This window comes from Amycolatopsis sp. lyj-23, assembly GCF_046549135.1.
GTDB lineage: Bacteria > Actinomycetota > Actinomycetes > Mycobacteriales > Pseudonocardiaceae > Amycolatopsis.
The window spans coordinates 196,902-214,287 of sequence record NZ_JAJPWN010000016.1 but is presented as its reverse complement, the minus strand read 5'-3'; the positions used below and the strand labels follow the sequence as shown (position 1 = coordinate 214,287).

The 17,386-nt window shown below is 72.9% G+C and carries 19 protein-coding genes and 1 pseudogene; 6 read left to right on the top strand and 14 right to left on the bottom strand.

The window, feature by feature from the left end:
- Positions 1-44: 44 nt before the first annotated feature.
- From ACLJPY_RS35530 to ACLJPY_RS35520, 3 genes are all read right to left on the bottom strand, one after another.
- Positions 45-1,103: a glycosyltransferase family 4 protein gene (locus ACLJPY_RS35530; RefSeq protein ID WP_410595413.1), complete on the bottom strand. Its 1,059-nt coding sequence runs from the start codon at positions 1,101-1,103 to the stop codon at positions 45-47.
- 121 nt (positions 1,104-1,224) lie between these two features.
- Entirely contained in the window at positions 1,225-2,706 is a 1,482-nt protein-coding gene (locus ACLJPY_RS35525) for a serine/threonine-protein kinase (RefSeq protein WP_410595359.1), read from the bottom strand.
- A gap of 138 nt (positions 2,707-2,844) precedes the next feature.
- Positions 2,845-3,645 carry an inositol monophosphatase family protein gene (locus ACLJPY_RS35520; protein WP_410595358.1) on the bottom strand — a complete coding sequence of 267 codons (801 nt, stop codon included), beginning with the start codon at positions 3,643-3,645 and terminating at the stop codon, positions 2,845-2,847.
- A 28-nt stretch (positions 3,646-3,673) separates the two neighbouring features.
- On the opposite strand from ACLJPY_RS35520, the gene ACLJPY_RS35515 reads away from it, so the two are divergent.
- Positions 3,674-4,372: a creatininase family protein gene (locus tag ACLJPY_RS35515; RefSeq protein ID WP_410595357.1), complete on the top strand. Its 699-nt coding sequence runs from the start codon at positions 3,674-3,676 to the stop codon at positions 4,370-4,372.
- Here ACLJPY_RS35515 and ribA read toward each other — a convergent pair.
- Genes ribA through ACLJPY_RS35485 form a run of 6 tightly spaced genes read right to left on the bottom strand, consistent with a single transcriptional unit; the run spans position 4,361 to position 9,309 of the window.
- The gene (ribA, locus tag ACLJPY_RS35510; RefSeq protein ID WP_410595356.1) at positions 4,361-5,014 is read right to left on the bottom strand and encodes a GTP cyclohydrolase II; all 654 of its coding nucleotides are present in this window, start codon (positions 5,012-5,014) and stop codon (positions 4,361-4,363) included. The genes ACLJPY_RS35515 and ribA overlap by 12 nt on opposite strands.
- Positions 5,011-6,030, bottom strand: a complete 1,020-nt coding sequence (locus ACLJPY_RS35505; protein ID WP_410595355.1) for a lysylphosphatidylglycerol synthase transmembrane domain-containing protein — start codon at positions 6,028-6,030, stop codon at positions 5,011-5,013. Before ACLJPY_RS35505 ends, ribA begins: the two co-directional genes overlap by 4 nt.
- On the bottom strand, positions 6,027-6,854 hold the full coding sequence (locus ACLJPY_RS35500; RefSeq protein ID WP_410595354.1) for a methyltransferase domain-containing protein: 828 nt from the start codon (positions 6,852-6,854) through the stop codon (positions 6,027-6,029). The genes ACLJPY_RS35505 and ACLJPY_RS35500 overlap by 4 nt, the downstream gene beginning before the upstream one ends.
- On the bottom strand, positions 6,851-7,918 hold the full coding sequence (locus ACLJPY_RS35495; protein ID WP_410595353.1) for a glycosyltransferase family 4 protein: 1,068 nt from the start codon (positions 7,916-7,918) through the stop codon (positions 6,851-6,853). The genes ACLJPY_RS35500 and ACLJPY_RS35495 overlap by 4 nt, the downstream gene beginning before the upstream one ends.
- A complete protein-coding gene (locus ACLJPY_RS35490) occupies positions 7,915-8,313 on the bottom strand; it encodes a 6-pyruvoyl trahydropterin synthase family protein (RefSeq protein ID WP_410595352.1) in 399 nt (132 codons plus the stop codon). Before ACLJPY_RS35490 ends, ACLJPY_RS35495 begins: the two co-directional genes overlap by 4 nt.
- 33 nt (positions 8,314-8,346) lie before the next feature.
- A complete protein-coding gene (locus tag ACLJPY_RS35485) occupies positions 8,347-9,309 on the bottom strand; it encodes a zinc-dependent alcohol dehydrogenase (protein WP_410595351.1) in 963 nt (320 codons plus the stop codon).
- Positions 9,310-9,376: 67 nt separating this feature from the next.
- Here ACLJPY_RS35485 and ACLJPY_RS35480 point away from each other — a divergent pair, with 67 nt between their 5' ends.
- Positions 9,377-10,126 carry a CDP-alcohol phosphatidyltransferase family protein gene (locus ACLJPY_RS35480; RefSeq protein ID WP_410595350.1) on the top strand — a complete coding sequence of 250 codons (750 nt, stop codon included), beginning with the start codon at positions 9,377-9,379 and terminating at the stop codon, positions 10,124-10,126.
- On the opposite strand, the gene ACLJPY_RS35475 is transcribed toward ACLJPY_RS35480, so the two are convergent.
- Positions 10,123-11,079, bottom strand: coding sequence for a DNA polymerase domain-containing protein (locus tag ACLJPY_RS35475; protein WP_410595349.1), 957 nt, complete (start codon positions 11,077-11,079; stop codon positions 10,123-10,125). The two genes, ACLJPY_RS35480 and ACLJPY_RS35475, sit on opposite strands and share 4 nt — an antisense overlap.
- A gap of 66 nt (positions 11,080-11,145) precedes the next feature.
- Positions 11,146-12,030 carry a LysR family transcriptional regulator gene (locus ACLJPY_RS35470; protein ID WP_410595348.1) on the bottom strand — a complete coding sequence of 295 codons (885 nt, stop codon included), beginning with the start codon at positions 12,028-12,030 and terminating at the stop codon, positions 11,146-11,148.
- Between the two features lie 90 nt (positions 12,031-12,120).
- Here ACLJPY_RS35470 and ACLJPY_RS35465 point away from each other — a divergent pair, with 90 nt between their 5' ends.
- From ACLJPY_RS35465 to ACLJPY_RS35455, 3 genes and pseudogenes are all read left to right on the top strand, one after another.
- Positions 12,121-13,413: an FAD-binding oxidoreductase gene (locus ACLJPY_RS35465; RefSeq protein WP_410595347.1), complete on the top strand. Its 1,293-nt coding sequence runs from the start codon at positions 12,121-12,123 to the stop codon at positions 13,411-13,413.
- Between the two features lie 77 nt (positions 13,414-13,490).
- A complete protein-coding gene (locus ACLJPY_RS35460; protein ID WP_410595412.1) occupies positions 13,491-14,657 on the top strand; it encodes an acyltransferase family protein in 1,167 nt (388 codons plus the stop codon).
- A gap of 347 nt (positions 14,658-15,004) precedes the next feature.
- Positions 15,005-15,139: pseudogene (locus ACLJPY_RS35455) on the top strand (IS5/IS1182 family transposase); the annotation flags it as partial.
- Between the two features lie 9 nt (positions 15,140-15,148).
- Here the strand turns inward: ACLJPY_RS35455 and ACLJPY_RS35450 are convergent.
- Positions 15,149-15,613, bottom strand: a complete 465-nt coding sequence (locus ACLJPY_RS35450) for a MarR family winged helix-turn-helix transcriptional regulator (RefSeq protein WP_410595346.1) — start codon at positions 15,611-15,613, stop codon at positions 15,149-15,151.
- Positions 15,614-15,708: 95 nt separating this feature from the next.
- Here ACLJPY_RS35450 and ACLJPY_RS35445 point away from each other — a divergent pair, with 95 nt between their 5' ends.
- Positions 15,709-16,131, top strand: coding sequence for a nitroreductase family deazaflavin-dependent oxidoreductase (locus tag ACLJPY_RS35445; protein ID WP_410595345.1), 423 nt, complete (start codon positions 15,709-15,711; stop codon positions 16,129-16,131).
- Between the two features lie 106 nt (positions 16,132-16,237).
- Here ACLJPY_RS35445 and ACLJPY_RS35440 read toward each other — a convergent pair whose 3' ends face one another.
- Both ACLJPY_RS35440 and ACLJPY_RS35435 read right to left on the bottom strand, forming a co-directional pair.
- On the bottom strand, positions 16,238-16,597 hold the full coding sequence (locus ACLJPY_RS35440; RefSeq protein ID WP_410595344.1) for a PLDc N-terminal domain-containing protein: 360 nt from the start codon (positions 16,595-16,597) through the stop codon (positions 16,238-16,240).
- A gap of 36 nt (positions 16,598-16,633) precedes the next feature.
- Entirely contained in the window at positions 16,634-17,314 is a 681-nt protein-coding gene (locus tag ACLJPY_RS35435) for a hypothetical protein (protein WP_410595411.1), read from the bottom strand.
- Positions 17,315-17,386 lie beyond the last annotated feature (72 nt).

Below are 17,386 nucleotides of genomic sequence, written 5' to 3'. Positions count from 1 at the left end.
GCATCCGGCCAGGGTCGTGGGACATCAGCACCCCGGCAAGGCCGTCAGGCGACGATCCGCGGTTCGGAAGCCAGCCGCGACAGGACGTGCGTCAGGCGGCGAGCCGCCACGTCCCACTCCTCCAGCGCGCTCCCGCGGCCCAGCGCCGCCGTGCGCAGTGACCGGCGTAGCTCCGGGTCGGCGTACCACCTGTGCAGCGCGTCCGCCAGTGCGAACGGGTCGTCCGGGGCGACCAGCAGGCCCGGCACCTCGCCGTCGGCGTCGACGCCCAGTGCGTCGTACACCCCGCCCACCTCCGTGGCCAGCACCGGGATCCCGCGGGCCAGTGCCTGCGCCACGAACATGCCGGACGTCGCCGCGCGGGCCGGGATCACCAGCAGGTCCGCCGCGTTGTAGGCCGCGGCGAGGTCGACCGCGTCGCCCGCCAGCGTGATGCGGTTGCCGAGGCCGAGGCGCTCGATCGACCAGCCGAGCTCGTCGACGTACGCGCGGTCCGCCGCCAGTGAGCCCGCGAACACGCACGACAGCGCCAGGTGGTCCACCTCGCCGAGGGCCTGGACCAGCACGTCGTGGCCGTTGCGGCGGGTCACGTCCCCGACGCAGAGCAGGCGGGACACGCCGTCCGCGCCCGCCGCGAGCGGGGCCGCGTCGGTGCCCGGCTTGGCCACGTAGACGCGGCTCGGGTCCAGGTCGTGGCGGTCGATCAGCAGCCGGGCCAGCCACGGGCTGGTCGCCACGACCATCCCGGCCATCCGCAGCGTCTCGCGCTCGCAGGCGTCCAGCTCGGCAGCGTGCGCCGGGGTGAGGCCCGGCTCGTCGGCCAGGGCCTGGTGGACCAGCACGGCCAGGCGCAGCCGCCGCGCGTGCGGGACGACGATCTCGGGGACGCCGGCGGCGATCATGCCGTCGAGCAGCACGACCGTCCGGTCCGGGAGCGCGGCCAGCGACCGCGCCAGCCGGCGTCTCGACGCCGCGTCCGGTTCCGGCCAGTCGCCGGCGATCGGCAGTTCCAGCACCGGCTGGCCGACGGCGGGCAGGTTCTGGCACATCCGCTTGTCGTAGGTGTCGCTGCCCGGCGGCGCGGCCGGGAGGATGAACACCATCGGGTCGGCGGGCCTCATCGCGCGCGCCGGAGCAAGGCGGTGGGAACGGGCACAGCTACCTCCAGCGTGGGTCGACGGCGGTGACGGCTCATACGTCACACGCACCCCGGCGCGGGAAGGTTCAGTTCTGCGCGTCGATCATCCAGACGCCGTTCACCTGGACCATCGTGAAGGTGTCGTTCTCGCCGTTCCCGCCGTCGTAGCTGACGTGCGCCGTGACCCGGTTCGGCCCGGCCTCCTTCACGCCCGACACCTGCACGGACCGGTAGCGCGACCAGAAGCTCTTGTACGTCTCGTATGTCTGGTTGCGCGAGGCCCGGAAGTGCGGGGTGAGCAGGTTCCACGCCGCTTCCGTGTTGGCCGGCAGCAGCCCGTAGTAGGCGGTGAGGGCGTCGACGGCCGTCTTCGACGAGGCCACGGTCGAGACCGTCGGCGAAGTCGACGGCGCCGAGGTCGGCGTCGGCGAAGGGGACGGCGACGGGGTCGACGCCGGTGTCGAGGGCGGCGCGGACGCCGAAGACGACGAGGTGGACGACGGCTGCGACGGCGGCGGGGCGGCGACGTTGCCCTCCGGCGGCTTCTGCCGCACGATCAGCAGGATCGCCACGACGACCGCGATGCACAGCAGCGCCGCGCCCGCGCCGACGGCGATCAGGCCCTTGCGCGCACCCGGCGACACCGCGGTGACCTCGCCCTTGGGCGCGGCGGCCGCGGCCGGCGCGGCCGCCACCGCCGGGACCTCGGTCTCGGGGATGGTCGCCGCGAGCACCGAGTCGCCCGGCTCCGCGTCGTGCAGCAGCGCCAGCAGCTCCTGCTCGACCTCGTCCATCGACGGGCGCTCGGCCGGCTCGGAGGCGAGCATCCGCAGCAGCAGCGGCGTCAGCCGGCCCGCCTTCTCCGGCGGCACGATCTCGCCGCTGGAGGCCTTGTAGAGCAACGCGATCGGGTTGTCGGCCGTCCCGTACGGCGACTGCCCCTCGACGGCGGCGTACAGCGTGGCGCCGAGGGAGAAGACGTCGGCGGCGAAATCCGCGTCCTCGCCGCGGGCCACTTCGGGCGCGAGGTAGGCGGGGGTGCCGGCGATCTCGCCGGTGGCCGTCAGCTTGACGTCACCGATCGCGCGCGAGATGCCGAAGTCGGTGATCTTCGCCGTGCCGTCCTCGGAGACCAGGATGTTGGCCGGCTTCACGTCGCGGTGCACGACCCCGGCGCGGTGCGCGCCGGCCAGCGCCGAGCTGATCTGCACGCCGACGCGGATGGCCTCGTCCACCGTCGCCGGCTTCTCGCCGAGCACGAGGGCCAGGCTCTTCGACGGCAGGTACTCCATCACCAGCCACGGCCGGTCCTCCTCCTCGAGGACGGCGAACACGGTGATCGCGTGGGAATGCTGCAGCCGCGCGGCGATCCGCGCCTCGCGCATCGCGCGGTTCTTCGCCTCTTCGGTGCGTTGCTCGTCGTGGTCGTGCGGCAGCAGGAGTTCCTTGATCGCCACGGTGCGGTCGAGCTTTTCGTCCTGGGCCCGCCACACCGTGCCCATCGCGCCGCCGCCGATCGGCTCGAGCAGCCGGTACCGATCGCGGATCCGGCGACTTTCCACGAGCATCCACCATTCTCCGAAGTGGCCGACGAGATCCGGTCAGCATGCCAGCCGCGGCGGCCGACCGGTACCAACGTAACCGAAAGCCTTGCGCGGACAGCGCAAAAAAGCGCTGTGGCGCCGCCCACGGTGTACCCAGGAATCCTAACGAACAACCCCGTACGCGCGATCAAGTGCGTCCACGATCTCCTTGCGCAGCCCGGCGCCGACGGCGATCGTCGCCGCGGAACCCACCGTGTGCTCGCTGCCGTCGCGGTCGGCGACGGCGCCGCCGGCCTCGCGCACGAGCAGTACGCCCGCCATGGTGTCCCACGGGTTGTTGGAAAGGATCAGTGCGGCGTCGAGCTTTCCGTCCGCCACCCAGGCGAGGTCGATGGCCGCCGTGCCGAGCATCCGGATCTTCTGCGCCCGCGCGCCGAGGTCCGCCAGCAGGGCCAGCCGGGCGCGGTTCTTCTCCTCGGCGAGCTCGCCGATCGCGAAGTCGCCGACGGCGATCATGGCGTCGGAAATCTCCGTCGCGGTGGAAGCGCCGACGCGCTCTCCGTTCGCGAAGGCACCTTCGCCGCGCGCGGCGGTGTACGTGACGCCGAGGTACGGCAGCGTGATCGCGGCGACCGTGCTGTGGTCGCCGTCCACCAGCGCCAGGGAAATCCCGCAGAGCGGAATTCCGCGGGCGAAGTTCGCCGTCCCGTCGATGGGGTCGAGCGCCCACCAGCGGCCACCGCCGTCCCCGCTGCGGCCGCGCTCTTCGCCGAGGATCCCGATCTCCGGCGTCTCGGCGGCGAGGAACTCCCGCAGCGCGTCCTCGACCGCGGTGTCGACGTCGGTCACCAGATCGCGATCGCCTTTCGCGGACACCGAAAAACTCGGGCGCGACCGGACGATCTCCGTCGCCTTCGCCACGGCCTCGCGCGCGACGTCCAGTAGTGCGGCATGCTCGGTCATGACTCCAACCTAGTGAAGGGCCGCAGCGATGACCGATCCGTTCCCGCTCGCCACCACCGCCGACGAGCAGGAGCGGCGGGCGCCGGTCGCGGTGCTGCCGGTCGGCAGCTTCGAGCAGCACGGCGCGCACCTGCCGCTGGCGACCGACACGATCATCGCGGCGACGCTGGCGAAAGCCGTGGCCGAGGCGTACCCGGTGCTCCACCTGCCGCCGATCACGATCTCGTGCTCGCAGGAGCACGCCGGGTGGGCCGGCACGGTGAGCATCTCGGCGCGCACGCTGCACGCCGTGGTCACCGACGTCGCCGCGTCGCTCGAGGCGTCCGGCGTGGACCGGCTCGTGCTGGTCAATACGCACGGCGGGAACTACGTACTGTCCAATGTGGTCCAGGAGGCGGCCGGCGCGATGGCGCTGTTCCCCGGCGTCGCGGACTGGCAGGCGGCGCACACCGCAGCCGGCCTGCGGACGTCGCTGGACGACGACATGCACGCGGGCGAGCTGGAGACGTCGATCCTGCTGCACGCCCACCCGCACCTGGTCCGCCCGGGACACGAGACGGCCGACCACGTCACCGACCGGGAACACCTGCTGACGCTGGGCCTGCGGGCGTACACGGAGTCCGGGGTGGTCGGCCGTCCTTCGCTGGCCAGTGCGGCCAAGGGGCACGTCGTGCTGGACACGCTGGTCCAGCGCTTCGCCGGCGTCCTCGAGGTGTTAGGCGCCTGAGGACGCCTGGCCCAGGTGCGGCAGCAGGTGGGCCATCCGCTCGGCCTTCGTCCGCAGGTACCGCAGGTTCTCCGGATTCGGCGGAACCAGCAGCGGCACCCGCTCGCTGATCCGGATTCCGTACCGGGTGAGCTGTTCGACCTTCTGCGGGTTGTTCGACAGCAGCCGCACCGAGCGGACGCCGAGGTCGGTCAGGATGCCCGCCGCCGCGTGGTAGTCGCGGGCGTCGACGGGCAGGCCCTGCACCAGGTTCGCGTCGACCGTGTCCAGGCCCTCGTCCTGCTGCAGCCGCATCGCCTCGAGCTTCGCGAGCAGGCCGATCCCGCGGCCCTCGTGGCCCCGGACGTACACCAGCACGCCCGAGCCCTCCTCGACGATCCGGTCCAGCGCCGCCGCCAGCTGGTCTCCGCATTCGCAGTGCGTGGAGCCGAGCACGTCGCCGGTCAGGCACTCGCTGTGCACCCGGGTCAACGCGCCGAGCGGGGAGATGTCCCCGTAGACCACCGCGAGCTGTTCGGTGCCGGCGCGGTCGAGGTACCCGACGGCGCGGAACGTCCCGTGCCGGGTCGGCAACCGGGTTTCGACCACCCGCTCGACCACGGCCCGGCGCGGCAGATCCCCGGCGACCTCACTTGCGGTCATGACTTCAACCCCACTTCCGTTTCCGTTCCCGTGTCGGCCGCGACGCGCGGAGCGGGCACGACACCGGTGTGCGGAGCGCGGGTCGCGCGGAACCCGGCGACGCTCCGGACGAGCAGGACACCGGCGCCGGGCAGGCTCGCGACCAGCGTGAGCACGCCGTAGACGACGGCGACGGTGACACCTTGGGCGGCTCCGAGCCCGGCCGCGCCGAAGAGCAGGGCGCAGACGCCCTCGCGCGGGCCGAAGCCGCCGACGTTGAGCGGGAGGCCCATCGCGAGCAGCGCGAGGACCATCAGGGGCACGAGCTGCCAGACCGGCGCACCGACCCCGGCGACCCGGGCCGCGACGACGAACAGCGCCAGGTGCCCGGCCAGCGTCGCGACGGACAGGAAGCCCACGCTGGGCCACGTCTCGCGGGTCAGCAGGCCGAGCCGCACGTCGGCCAGGGTGGCGGCGAAGCCGCGGCGGGCCTTCGACGAGCTGCGGATCCAGCGGCCGCCGAGCAGCCGGCCCACGACCAGCGCGGCGACGGCGGCCAGCACGACGACCACCCCGGCCACCACGACGACCTCGCGGAACGCGCCGGGCACGACGTCCGGCGAGGCGAGCACGACGGCGACCGCGGACGCGATCAGCACGACCTGGCCCGCGGTGCGTTCCAGGACGACGGCCCGCACGCCACGCGGCACGTCCCCGCTGTCGCGGCCGTGCTGCACCGCGCGGTGGACGTCGCCGAGGACGCCGGCGGGCAGCACGCCGTTGAGGAACAGCGCGCGGTAGTAGTCGCCGACGGCGGTGCGCAGGGAAAGCCGCAGGCCGAGCCGGGTGGCGACGATCTGCCAGCGGCCCGCGCTGAACAGCGTCGTCGCGAAGCCGATGACGAGCGCGGCCAGCACCCCGGGCACGCTGATCCGGCCGAGGCCGTCGAGGAAGGCGGCGCTGCCGAGCTGCCAGACGAGGACCGCGAGGATGCCGGCCGCGCCGAGGATGCGCAGCCAGGCCAGCGCGCGCTTCACGCCGCCACCTCCCGGCTCGGCGGCAGGACCAGCAGGTCACCGTGCCCGATCACCGCGTGCAGCTCGCCGGCCGCCGCCAGCTCGAGCCGCCGCCGCAGGTAGCCGCCGGCGGCCGGACGCAGCTCCGGCGACTGTTCGACGGCGGCGCCGACCCAGCCTTCGAGCCACTGCCGCTGCAGTTCCGCCTGGTCCGGGCCGAGCCGCCAGGCGCTGCCGGCCCGGACGACCGTGGCCCCGAGCCTGCCGAACTCCGCCGCGGCGACGTCGACGGCGTCCGGGCCGAGCAGCCGGCGGCTGTCGTCGGCGACCCGGCGCTGGTGGGCGTTGAACGCGGCGGTGACGGCCGGGTCGAGCGGGTCGGCGGGCGAGAGCTCCACCTCGCCGGTGACCGACAGCACCAGCAGCGCCGCGCAGCCGGCTTCGGCGACCGCCGCGGCCAGGGCCGTGACCTCCTCGCGGGTCAGCAGGTCGAGCAGCGCGGACGCGGTGACCAGCGATGTCCCGGCGAGGTCGGCGGCCCGCAGCGCGGTGACGTCCCGCTGCTCGGCGACGACGTCGACCGGGCTGCCGTCGAGCGCGGTGCCCGGCAGGCTCTCCTTCGCGTGGGCGAGCAGTTCGGTGTCGTGGTCGTGCAGGATCCAGTGCTGGGTGCCGGGCAGGCGGGCGGCCAGCCAGCGGCCGAGCGAGCCGGTGCCGCAGCCGAGGTCGCGGATCACGACGTCCTCCGGCAGGAACGAGCGCAGCGGGTCGAGCAGCTCGGTGGCGCGGGCCGCGGCGTCGGCGGGTTCGCGCAGGTAGAGCCAGTCCGGCGCGAACGCGGTCATGCCGCCGCCTCCTGCCGCAGGAGGATGTCGGCGATCCGGCGGGCGGTGTCGTCCCAGCCGGTCAGGGTCTCGCGGCGCAGCTTCGCCGACGCGCGCAGCCGCGTCCGCAGCGCGGGCTCGGTGAGCCAGCGGCGCAGGGCGGCGCCGAGCGCTTCGACGTCGTCGCCGGGCACGAGCATCCCCGGCACCGAACCGTCCGGGGCGACGCCGACCGTGTCGGGCAGCGCGTCGACGTCGGTGGTCAGCACCGGCACGCCCCGGGCGAGGGCCTCGGTCACGACCATGCCGAACGTCTCGGCGCGCGAAGGCAGCACGAGCAGGTCGGCGGTGTGGTAGGTCGCGGCCAGCGCCGCGCCCGTGCGCGGGCCGGTGAGCGTGAAGCGGGCGCCGAGCCGGTGCTCGCGCAGCCGCTCGACGTACTTGGTCTCGCGGCGGATCCCGCCGACGCATTCGCAGGTCCAGCGCAGGTCGGCGACGGTCTCCAGGGCCTGGGCGAGCACGCCCTGGCCCTTGCGCGGGGTCACGTTGGCCACGCAGACCAGGCGGGAGACGCCGTCGGTGCCGACGGCCGGTGGCGCCGGGTCGACGCCCGGCGTCACCGCGTGCACGCGGTGCGGGGCCAGGCCGTGGTGGCCGATCAGCCGCCGCGCGGCCCACTCGCTGGTCGCGACGACCGAGCCGGCGGCCAGCAGCGTCTCGCGTTCCAGCGCGTCGAGCTGGGCGGCGAGCGCGGGCGGCAGGCCGGTCTCGTCGGCCAGCGGCAGGTGCACCAGCACCGAGATCGACAGCCGCCGGGTCTGCGGGACGACGACCTCGGGCACGCCGCAGGCGACCAGCCCGTCGAGCAGCACGGCCGAGCCGGTGGGCAGCGCGGACAGGAGGTGGCCGAGAACCGCGCGGGTCTCGGTGTCCGGCCGCGGCCAGCTGCCGGACACGGCGATCTCGTGCACGTCGAAGCCGGCGGCGGCGAGCCGGTCGCACATCCGGCGGTCGTAGGTGTTGCCGCCACTGGGGACGGACGAGTCGTCGACGTCCCCGGGCAGGACCACGTACACGCTGTTCACAGTGCACGCTCGTAACTCGCCCACGCGACGTGCGATTCGTGCAGCGCCACGGTGATCCCTTCGAGGCCGCGCGCGCCTTCGCCGAGGCGTCCGGCGTGGACGGCGCCGGCCAGGCGGTCGGCGATGACCTTCGCGAGGAACTCGGTCGAGGTGTTGACGCCCTTGAACTCCGGCTCGTCGTCGAGGTTGCGGTAGTTGAGGTCGCTCAGCACCGCCCCGAGCTCTTCCGTGGCCTTGCCGATGTCGACGACGATGTTGTCCTCGTCGAGCTCGGCCCGGCGGAAGGTCGCATCCACCAGGAAGGTCGCGCCGTGCAGGCGTTGCGCGGGTCCGAACACTTCCCCGCGGAAGCTGTGGGCGACCATCACGTGGTCACGGACGGTGATGCTGAACACGAGACCTCCGATGCGGTTTTCGGGTGGACGTGGTCATTGCGGCTGATACATGACACGGAGGCAGGAGGCGGAAAGTTCATCCGCGGCCAGCCGGGGTAACACGGACGGAAGATCTTCAAACCTGCATTCGCCGCTGACCAGCGCGTCGAACGCGGGATCGGCCAGCAGATCCAGGGCGACGGCGAGGCGCTCGGCGTAGTCGCGGTCCGGCCGGGCGACCGTCCCGACCTGGCTGCTGCGGATCACCAGGCGCCGCGAATGGAAGTTTTCGCCGAGCGGCACGCTGACCCGGCGGTCGCCGTACCAGGACATCTCCACGACCTCCCCTTCCGGCGCGAGCAGTTCCAGTGCTTTGGCGAGGCCGCCTTCGGACGCGCTCGCGTGCACGACGAGGTCGCAGTCGCCGAGCGCCTCGTCCGGGGTGGAGAAATCGACTCCCAGCGCGGCGGCGACGTCCGCTTTGGCCGGATCGACGTCGACCAGCTGCACGCGGGTCGCCGGGAAGCCGTCGAGGAGCTTCGCGACGCTCGCGCCGACCATGCCTGCGCCGATGACGGCGATCCGGTCGCCGAGCCGCGGCCGCGCGTCCCAGACGGCGTTCACCGCGGTCTCGACCGTGCCGGCGAGGATCGCGCGCCCGGGCGGGACGGCGGCCGGGACCGGCGTCACCGCGGTCGCCGGGACGACGTAGGCGGTCTGGTGCGGGTAGAGGCAGAAGACGGTCCTGCCCTGCAGGTGCGCCGGGCCCTGTTCGACGACACCGACGTTGAGGTAGCCGTACTTGACCGGGCCCGGGAAGTCGCCCTCCTGGAAGGGGGCGCGCATGACCTCGTGCTGGCTCGCCGGGACACCGCCGCGGAAGACGAGGGTTTCGGTGCCGCGGCTCACCCCGGAACACAGTGTGCGCACGAGCACGTCGTCCGGTCCGGGCACCGGCAGCCGCGCCTCGCGCAGCTGTCCCGTGCCGGGGCGTTGAACCCAGAAAGCCTGTTCCACGTGTTTCTCCTCGAGCGGGCGACCGGAGGCTGTGTCGCCACCCTATGAGCAATCCGCGGAGACGACGATGATCAGACAGGACCTTCTCCTGCGCGCGGTGGTGCCGGCACCGGTGCTCACCGCGGGGGTCTTCGCGGGCGGCTTCTCGCCGCTCGCCTGGGCGACCGGAGTCGTCTACGGGCTGGCGCTGGTGCTGCTTACCGAGTGGGGGCTGCGCCGCAGCGGCCGCGGCGCCTTCGGGCCGGCGGACTGGATCACGTTCGCCCGCGCGCTCCTGGTCGGCTGCGCCGCGGCGCTGATCGCCGAGGGCGGCTTCTCGCTGGGCTGGCTGGCCGGGCTGGTGGGGGTGGCGCTGCTGCTGGACGGCCTCGACGGCCAGGTCGCGCGGCGCACGGGGACGGCGTCGGAGTTCGGGGCGCGGTTCGACATGGAGGTCGACGCGTTCCTGATCCTGCTGCTGTGCATCCAGGTGTCCCACGCACTGGGGCCGTGGGTGCTGGCCATCGGCCTGATGCGGTACGCGTTCGTTGCCGCCTCCTGGGCCGTGCCGTGGCTGACCGCGCCGCTGTACCCGAGCATGGCGCGCAAGACGGTCGCGGCCGTGCAGGGGGTGGTGCTGGTGGTGGCGGTCTCGGCCCTGCTGCCGCCGTCGGTGACGCTCGCGGCGGTGGCGCTCGCCCTGGCCTCGCTGGTGTGGTCGTTCGGCCGGGACGTCGCCTGGCTGGCCCGGCACCGCGTCGAACCGGCCCGGGTCACCACGCTCACCCGCGCGTCCCTGCGCCGTCCGCTCGGCTACGGCCACAACCAGGCCGCCTAGCTCGACTCCCGGGCCGCGCGGGCCCGGCGTTTCCCCTCGTGCATCGCGACCACCCGGGCGATCGGGATCGTGTGCCCCTCCTGGACCAGGTCCGCGGGCAGCACGAACGGCTCCGGCATCTCCGCCGTCCACGGGTCGCCGTCGTCCAGCAGGTCCGGGACCGTGTGGACGGTGAAGTCACCCGGCCGGACACCGTCCGCGTCGGCCCAGCGGACCGGGAACGACACCGGTGCGCCCGGGCGGTGGCGCGGGCTGTAGACCGAGACGACGGTCGCGCCGCCGGCCCGCGTCGAATCCAGGAACACCTTGCCTTCGCGACGCTCGACCACGAACTCCGTCGTGCCGAGCGCCGGGTCGATCCGCTCGGCCCTGGCCGCGACCGCGCGGGTCGCCGCCGCGATGTCCTCCGTCGCCTGGCCGGGCGCGAGCGGCACGAAGACGTGGACCCCCTTGGAGCCGCTGGTCTTGAGCGCGCCGTCGAGGCCGTCGTTGCACAACGCCTCCCGCACCAGTTTCGCGGCGCCCACGGCCAGCGAGAACGGGGCGTCCGCGGGCGGGTCGAGGTCGAGGACCAGGTGCGTCGGCCCGCTCGCGGGCTCACCGCGGAACAGCGACGTGTGGTACTCGATCGCGCGCTGGTTGCCGAACCACAGCAGTGTGCGCAGGTCGTTGCAGAGGCCGTAGGTGACTTCGCGGCGGGATCGGTCGGCCCACAGCGCCCGGCGCGCCACCCACTCCGGCGTGTACTTCGGCAGGTTTTTCTGCATGAACGGCTCCTGGCCGCGCAGCACCCGCACGACGCTCAGCAGCCGGTCGTGCAGCTCCGGCAGCATCCGGCCGGACACCGCTTCGAGGTAGTCGAGCAGCTCGCGCTTGGTGACGCCCGCCTCGGGGAAGACTTCCTGGTCGAGACTGCTCAGCTTGACGCCGTGCCGCACTTCGTCGCCGCTCATCGGCCCACCCTCGCGCCCCCGCGCGCAGTGGTCAACTCCGAACGGGCGGACCCGGCGCCGGCACCGTCATGAACGGTAGGCCGCCCGGGCGAAGGCGATCAACGCGCGCGCGGCCGGGCTCAGCGGCCCCTCCGTCCGCCAGGCCAGCGCGAGCATGCCCCGCAGCCCCGGCCCGCGCAGCCCGATGATCCGCAGCTCCGCCTGGTGGTACCGGGCCAGCGACTCCGGCACGATCGCGACCCCGAGCCCGCGGGTCGCCAGCTGCACCAGGACGTTCGGGTCGGCCGCCTCGAACGCGATCCGCGGCGTGAGCCCCGACCGCGCGAAGGCGGCGTCCAACGCCGTACGCAGGCCCGTCCCCTTCGGCAGCGCCATCAGCGGCAGGCCGTCGAGCTCGGGGATGTCGACCTCGTCCCGGCCGTCGAGGGGACCGCCGGGCGCGGTGACGGCCAGGAACGGCTCCTCGAGCAGCACCTGCGTCGCGATGCCGGACGGCGGCGCCGTCGAGATGCCGACGACGGCCAGGTCGAGGCGTCCCTCGCGCAGCGCCGCGAGCATGGTGTCGGAGTCGGCCTCGGAGAGCGTGATCTCCACGGCCGGGTAGCGCTCGTGGAAGCCGGCCAGCAGGTCGGGCAGCCCGACCGGCCCCACCGACGTCACCATGCCGATCGCCACCTGCCCGCGGACCAGGCCGGCGAGCTCCTCGACGGCTTCGCGCACTCCGCGCACCGCCGCGAGCGCGGCCCGGGCGTGCGGCAGGGCCGCGGCGCCGACGTCGGTGAGCCGGACCGTGCGGCCGGAGCGGTCCAGCAGCTCCTGCCCCAGCTCCCGCTCCAAGCGCTTGACCTGCGCGCTCACCCCGGGCTGGGCGACGTGCAGCCGCTCCGCCGCGCGGGTGAAGTTGCCTTCCTCCGCGACGGCGACGAAGTAGGCGAGCTGGTGCAGTTCCATAAGCAGTGATTCTAGCTAGTAGAAAAACCAGATCTTGGACTTCTGATCGCGTTCGCCCGAAGCTGGGAGCAGCGAACGGAAGGAGCCGAAATGAACACCCTCGTCCCAGGTCAGGACGGTTACCTCGAAGAAGTTGCCGGGTTCCAGACGGCGGTGCCCACCTCGCCCGCGGTGGTCGTCGCCGCCGAAACCGCCGAAGACGTCGTCGCCGCCGTGCGGTACGCGGCCGAGCACCGGCTGCCCGTCGCGGTGCAGGCCACCGGGCACGGCCTGACCGCCGGCACGGACGGGGTGCTGATCAGCACCCGCCGGATGACCGGCGTCGAGATCGACGCCGAAGCCCGCACGGCCCGCGTCGAAGCGGGGGCGCGCTGGGAAGCGGTGATCGAAGCCGCCGGCCGGCACGGCCTGGCGCCGCTCAGCGGCTCGTCCCCGGACGTCGGCGTCGTCGGCTACACGCTCAGCGGCGGCTTCGGGCTGCTGGCCCGCCGGTACGGCCGCGCGGCCGACCACGTCACCGCCCTCGACGTCGTGACCGCGGACGGCGAGCTCCGGCGCGCCGAACCCGGCTCGGACCTGTTCTGGGCGCTGCGCGGCGGCCGGGCGCGCTTCGGCGTCGTGACGGCGATCGAGTTCGGCCTGGTCCCGGTCACCGAGCTCTACGGCGGCAGCCTCACCTTCGACAGCGCGGACGTGCCCTCGGTGCTGCGGGCCTGGCGGACGTGGTCGGCGGCCGCGCCGGACACGCTCACGACGTCGGTGGCGATGATCCCGTACCCCGACCTGCCGGTGGTGCCGGAGCAACTGCGCGGGAAGCACGTCGCCCAGGTCCGGATCGCCTACCTCGGCGAGGACGGCGACGAGCTCGTGGCGCCGCTGCGGGCCGTCGCCCCCGCGCTGGCGGACACCCTGCGGGTGCTGCCGTACACCGAGTCGGGGTCGATCGCGGCCGAGCCGCGGCAGCCGCACGGTTACCACGGCACGAACGCGACGGTGTCCCAGCTGAACGACGCCATGCTCGATGCGGTCGTCGAGCACGCCGGCCCGGGCGCGGCCGCGCCGCCGGTGCTCATCATCGACCGGCTGGGCGGCGCGCTCGCCCGGACCCCCGGGATCCCGGGGGTGGGCTGGGACCGCTCGGCGGAGTTCGTCGTCCGGGCGTTGTCGATGGTCGGCGACGACGGCGTGGCGGCCATCCGCCGGGGGCACGCGAAGCTGTTCGACGCGCTGGCGCCGTGGACGACCGGCCGGCTGCTGCCGTTCGTCTACGGCGAGCACGCGCCGGAGGAGGTCGCGGAGAGCGTTTTCCCGGCCGCGGACCTGCAGCGGATTCGGGAACTGAAGCGCCGGTACGACGCCGGGAACGTCTTCCGCGCGGGGTGAGGCGGCGGAACGAGCGGGAAATGCGGGCCATATACTCGGCCGTCGAGCACACCGATTGGGGAACCGTCTTGCGCACGATGAGCCACGAGGACTACCTCGGCATGCGGCGGTTCCCCGGGCTCGACGGCCTGCGCGCGCTCGCCGCGACGATGGTCATCTTCTTCCACTTCGGCGGGCCGAACTGGACGTGGCTGTCGGGCTGGGTCGGCGTCTACCTCTTCTTCGTGCTGTCCGGGTTCCTGATCACGACGCTGCTGCTGCGCGAGCAGGACCGGACCGGCCGGATCTCGCTGTCCAACTTCTACATCCGGCGCGTGTTCCGGATCCTGCCGCCGTACCTGGTGATCCTCGGCGGGATCGTCGCTTTCGTCATCCTGCGCGGCGAGTTCTACTCCCGCGACTTCCCACAGGCGCTGAAGTACTACCTGACGTTCCTCAACGAGTTCCTGCCGGCGGCCACGCACGGCGCGGACAACTTCTTCAGCGGCTCGTGGACGCTCGGGATCGAGGAGAAGTTCTACCTGGTCTGGCCGTTCCTGCTGGTGGCGATCGGGATCGGCGCGGCGAAGCGCAAGTTCCTGCTGGTCGGCGCGGCGATGATCGCGCTGCTGGCGCTGGTCCCCCTGACCACCGGCGGCTGGGTCCTCGAGTACTCGCAGACGGCGATCTACCGCTCGACGATCCACTACTTCATCCTGGCGGGCGGCTGCCTGCTGGCGATCCTGCTGCACTACCGCCGCGGGTTCGCGCTGCTGAAGCCGCTGACGCACCCGCTGGCGGCGATCCCGATCGTCGCGGCGTTCGCGGTGCTGCACACGAACTTCGACGACCTCTGGCACGAGACCCGCAACAACCTGTGGCTGCTGGTGGCGTACGCGGCGCTGACGATGCTGCTGCTGATCGTGCTGGTCAGCCCGGGCCCGCTGCGCTGGCTGCTGAGCACGGCTCCGCTGCGGTTCGTGGGCGAGCGGTCGTACTCGCTGTACCTGCTGCAGGGGCCGGTGCACTTCGTCGTCGTCCAGGCGGTCCCGGGCCTCGGGCCGCACCGGACGGTCTCGGCGGTGACGGTGTTCATCGTCGGCCTGGCGATCGCGGACCTGATCCACCGCTGGGTCGAGAAGCCGCTGATCGACGTGGGCAAGCGGGTCATCGCCCGCAAGGAGGCCCGGCACGCGGAGCGGCGGGAAGCGGAACGGCCCGCCGAAACGCGCACCGAACCCGAGCCCGCGCCCATCGGGTCCTGACCGGAGGGTCCGCTGCCGGTCCGGGCCTGGACGCGGCCGTTCTGGCGCTGGTCACGCACCGGCACCCTGTCCGCGCCGGTGGCGCAGGTCCGGGTGGTCGCCGAGGCGATCGACGAACTCGACGCGATGTCTCGGTCAGAGTGAGCCAGGTGATCATGCCATCGGCCGGTCCCGCGGCGGACTCACCGCCGGGATCCACCTGGCCTGTGACGGCCACAGCCCCGGCCCTTGCCGGTGTGCTGACCGGCGGCAAGGTCTACGGCTGCACCATGTTCACGCAGGTCATGGCGGGCCTGAGTTCCGTTGGACCGGGGCCGGGCCGGTGGGCGCCCACCGACCGCGTCGCCTACAAACGCCGAAACGTCGTCGAGCGCTGCTTCAACCGTCTCAAGCAGTTTCGCGCCATCGCCACTCGCTTCGACAAGACCGCCACCTCCTACCGAGGCCTGATCGACCTGGCCACGGTGCTCCTCTGGCTTTGAGGACAGGCCCTAGCAGGCCGGCCCGTCGCAGGTGCCGCGTTCGTAGGCTTCCAGCGTCGTGATCACCAGCCGGCGTTCGGCGGGCGACAACGGCGTCAGGGCGTCGCTCCAGGCTTTCGCGCCGCGGGCGAGCCAGGCGTCGACGGCCGGGCGCTTGTCCTCGGTGATGCTGACGATCGTGCGGCGGCGGTCGGCCGGGTCCTCGTCGCGGTTCAGCACGCCCTGGCGGCTGAGGTCGCCGACCATCAGGCTCGCCGTCGTCGGCGCGACCTGGAGGCGGGTGGCCAGCTCGGTGACCGTCATCGGGCCGTCGAAGAGCAGGTACGACAGCAGCGAGAGGTGCCTCGGCGCGAGTGCGCAGCCGTTGAGCTCGGCCGGCACCGGCGTGCGCTTCGCGCGGCCGACCAGGCGCGGCATGAGCAGCAGCAGCTGCCGCACGCCGTCCTCGACACTCGGCCCGGCCTCCGTTGACACCACTCACCTCCCGTCGGTAGCTTTGCTTGCAAAGCAAACACTTACGAGCCTACCTCGCGTTCGGTAGAGCCTACCGGCCAGAAACAGGGGATCCCATGACCGCGCCAGCCGACATGAACGAGTTCAACAACCAGGTCGTCACCGAATTCCGGGCCAACGGAGGCAAGGTCGGCGGCATGTTCGAGGGCAAGAACGTGCTCTTGCTCACCACGGTCGGCGCGAAGAGCGGCGCCGAGCGCCTGTCGCCCCTGGTGTACACGAAGGACGGCGACCGCTACGTCATCGCGGCGTCGATGGGCGGCGCCCCGAAGAACCCGGCCTGGTACCACAACCTGGTCGCGAACCCGAAGGTCACGGTCGAGGTCGGCACGGAGAAGTTCGAGGCGACGGCCACGGTGATCGCCGACCGCGCCGAGCGCGACCGCCTGTACGCGGGCATGGTCGCCCACGCGGAGGGCTTCGCGGACTACGAGAAGAAGACCGACCGGCTCATCCCGATCGTGGTCCTGGAGCGCTGAGCCGCCGGGACCCGATGGACGCGGGCTCGGGCCCGGCGCGCGTTTCGGCGAGACTCGCCGTTCCGCGTGCCGGGCTTTCCTGCGGGCGGTGGTCGTCAGGCGGGCACTAGGCGTCGCCGCGTTTTTCGCGGGCCAGCTTGCGCTGGGCTTCCGCGCGTTCCCGGCACCGGCGGAGGAATTCCTCGTCGTCTTCCGGGCTCGTCGCCGCGAACCGGCCCGGGCGGTCGTATTCCGGGAACGCCGGCGCGTGGCGCTCGTACGGGCCGCGCGCCCGCACCGACTGCTGCGGCCGCCCCGCCACCAGCCAGATGATCGAACCGACCAGCGGCACCACCAGCACGAGCAGCAGCCACAGCCCCTTCGGCAGGTTGCGGCAGGACGATTCGTCCGTCGTGATCACGTCGACCAAGCAGAAGATCCACAATCCGAGCGTGACGAAGCCGAGCAGACCGTCGAAGTAGAGCAATTCCCCGCCTTCCCCCAAGAAATGACGCGGTAAGTCTTAGCAGACCGCCCCCGTCGTGCGGCCGCGGGTCACCGGCAACGCCGAGGGCATCCGGAGATTCGGCGACGAAACCCAGCTCGGTTCCGTTTCTGTCAGGCGGAAACCGCGCAACGCCGCCAGAACACCGGCGGCGAGGGCACGCGCGTGCCGCGACCCCGGGCACGCGCGCGGTCCGGCCCCGAACGGCGTCCCCGCGAGGGACACGATGACGTCCTCGCCGTCGATCCGGCGGCGCGTGGCGAGTACCGGCTGCCCGGCCGGTTTTCCGGTCAGCGCCGCGAAAAGCTCGTTGCCGATGAGGCCCGCCGTGGCGTCGCAGGCCTGGACGAGCAGCCCGATCCGCGCCGCCGCGAGTTCCGTCGGGCCGCCGCACACCGCGACCAGCCGCGTCAACGCCGCTTCGGCGGCCGCCGAAGCCTTGACGTGCGGGTGGTAGGCCGCCGCGACCGGGACGACGTCGGCCGAAACGTCCGGCAGGCCCAGCGCCTCGGCGAGCACCCCGACCGGCACCGGCCGCGCGAGCTCGGCCATCACGTCGACGACGTCGAGGCCGGACACGATCCGGCGAGTTCGTGAGAAAGCGTTGTCCCGCAATGCGTCGGGATCGACCGGAGCCAGCAGGTCCACGGCGAGCGCCCGCCGCCGGACGTGGTCGGGGCCGTTGCTGAAGCGCGCCACGGACGCGCGCAACCACGCGACGCTGCCGCGCGGGACGTCGTGCGGCACGGGCGGAACCGGAGCGGAAAGCGA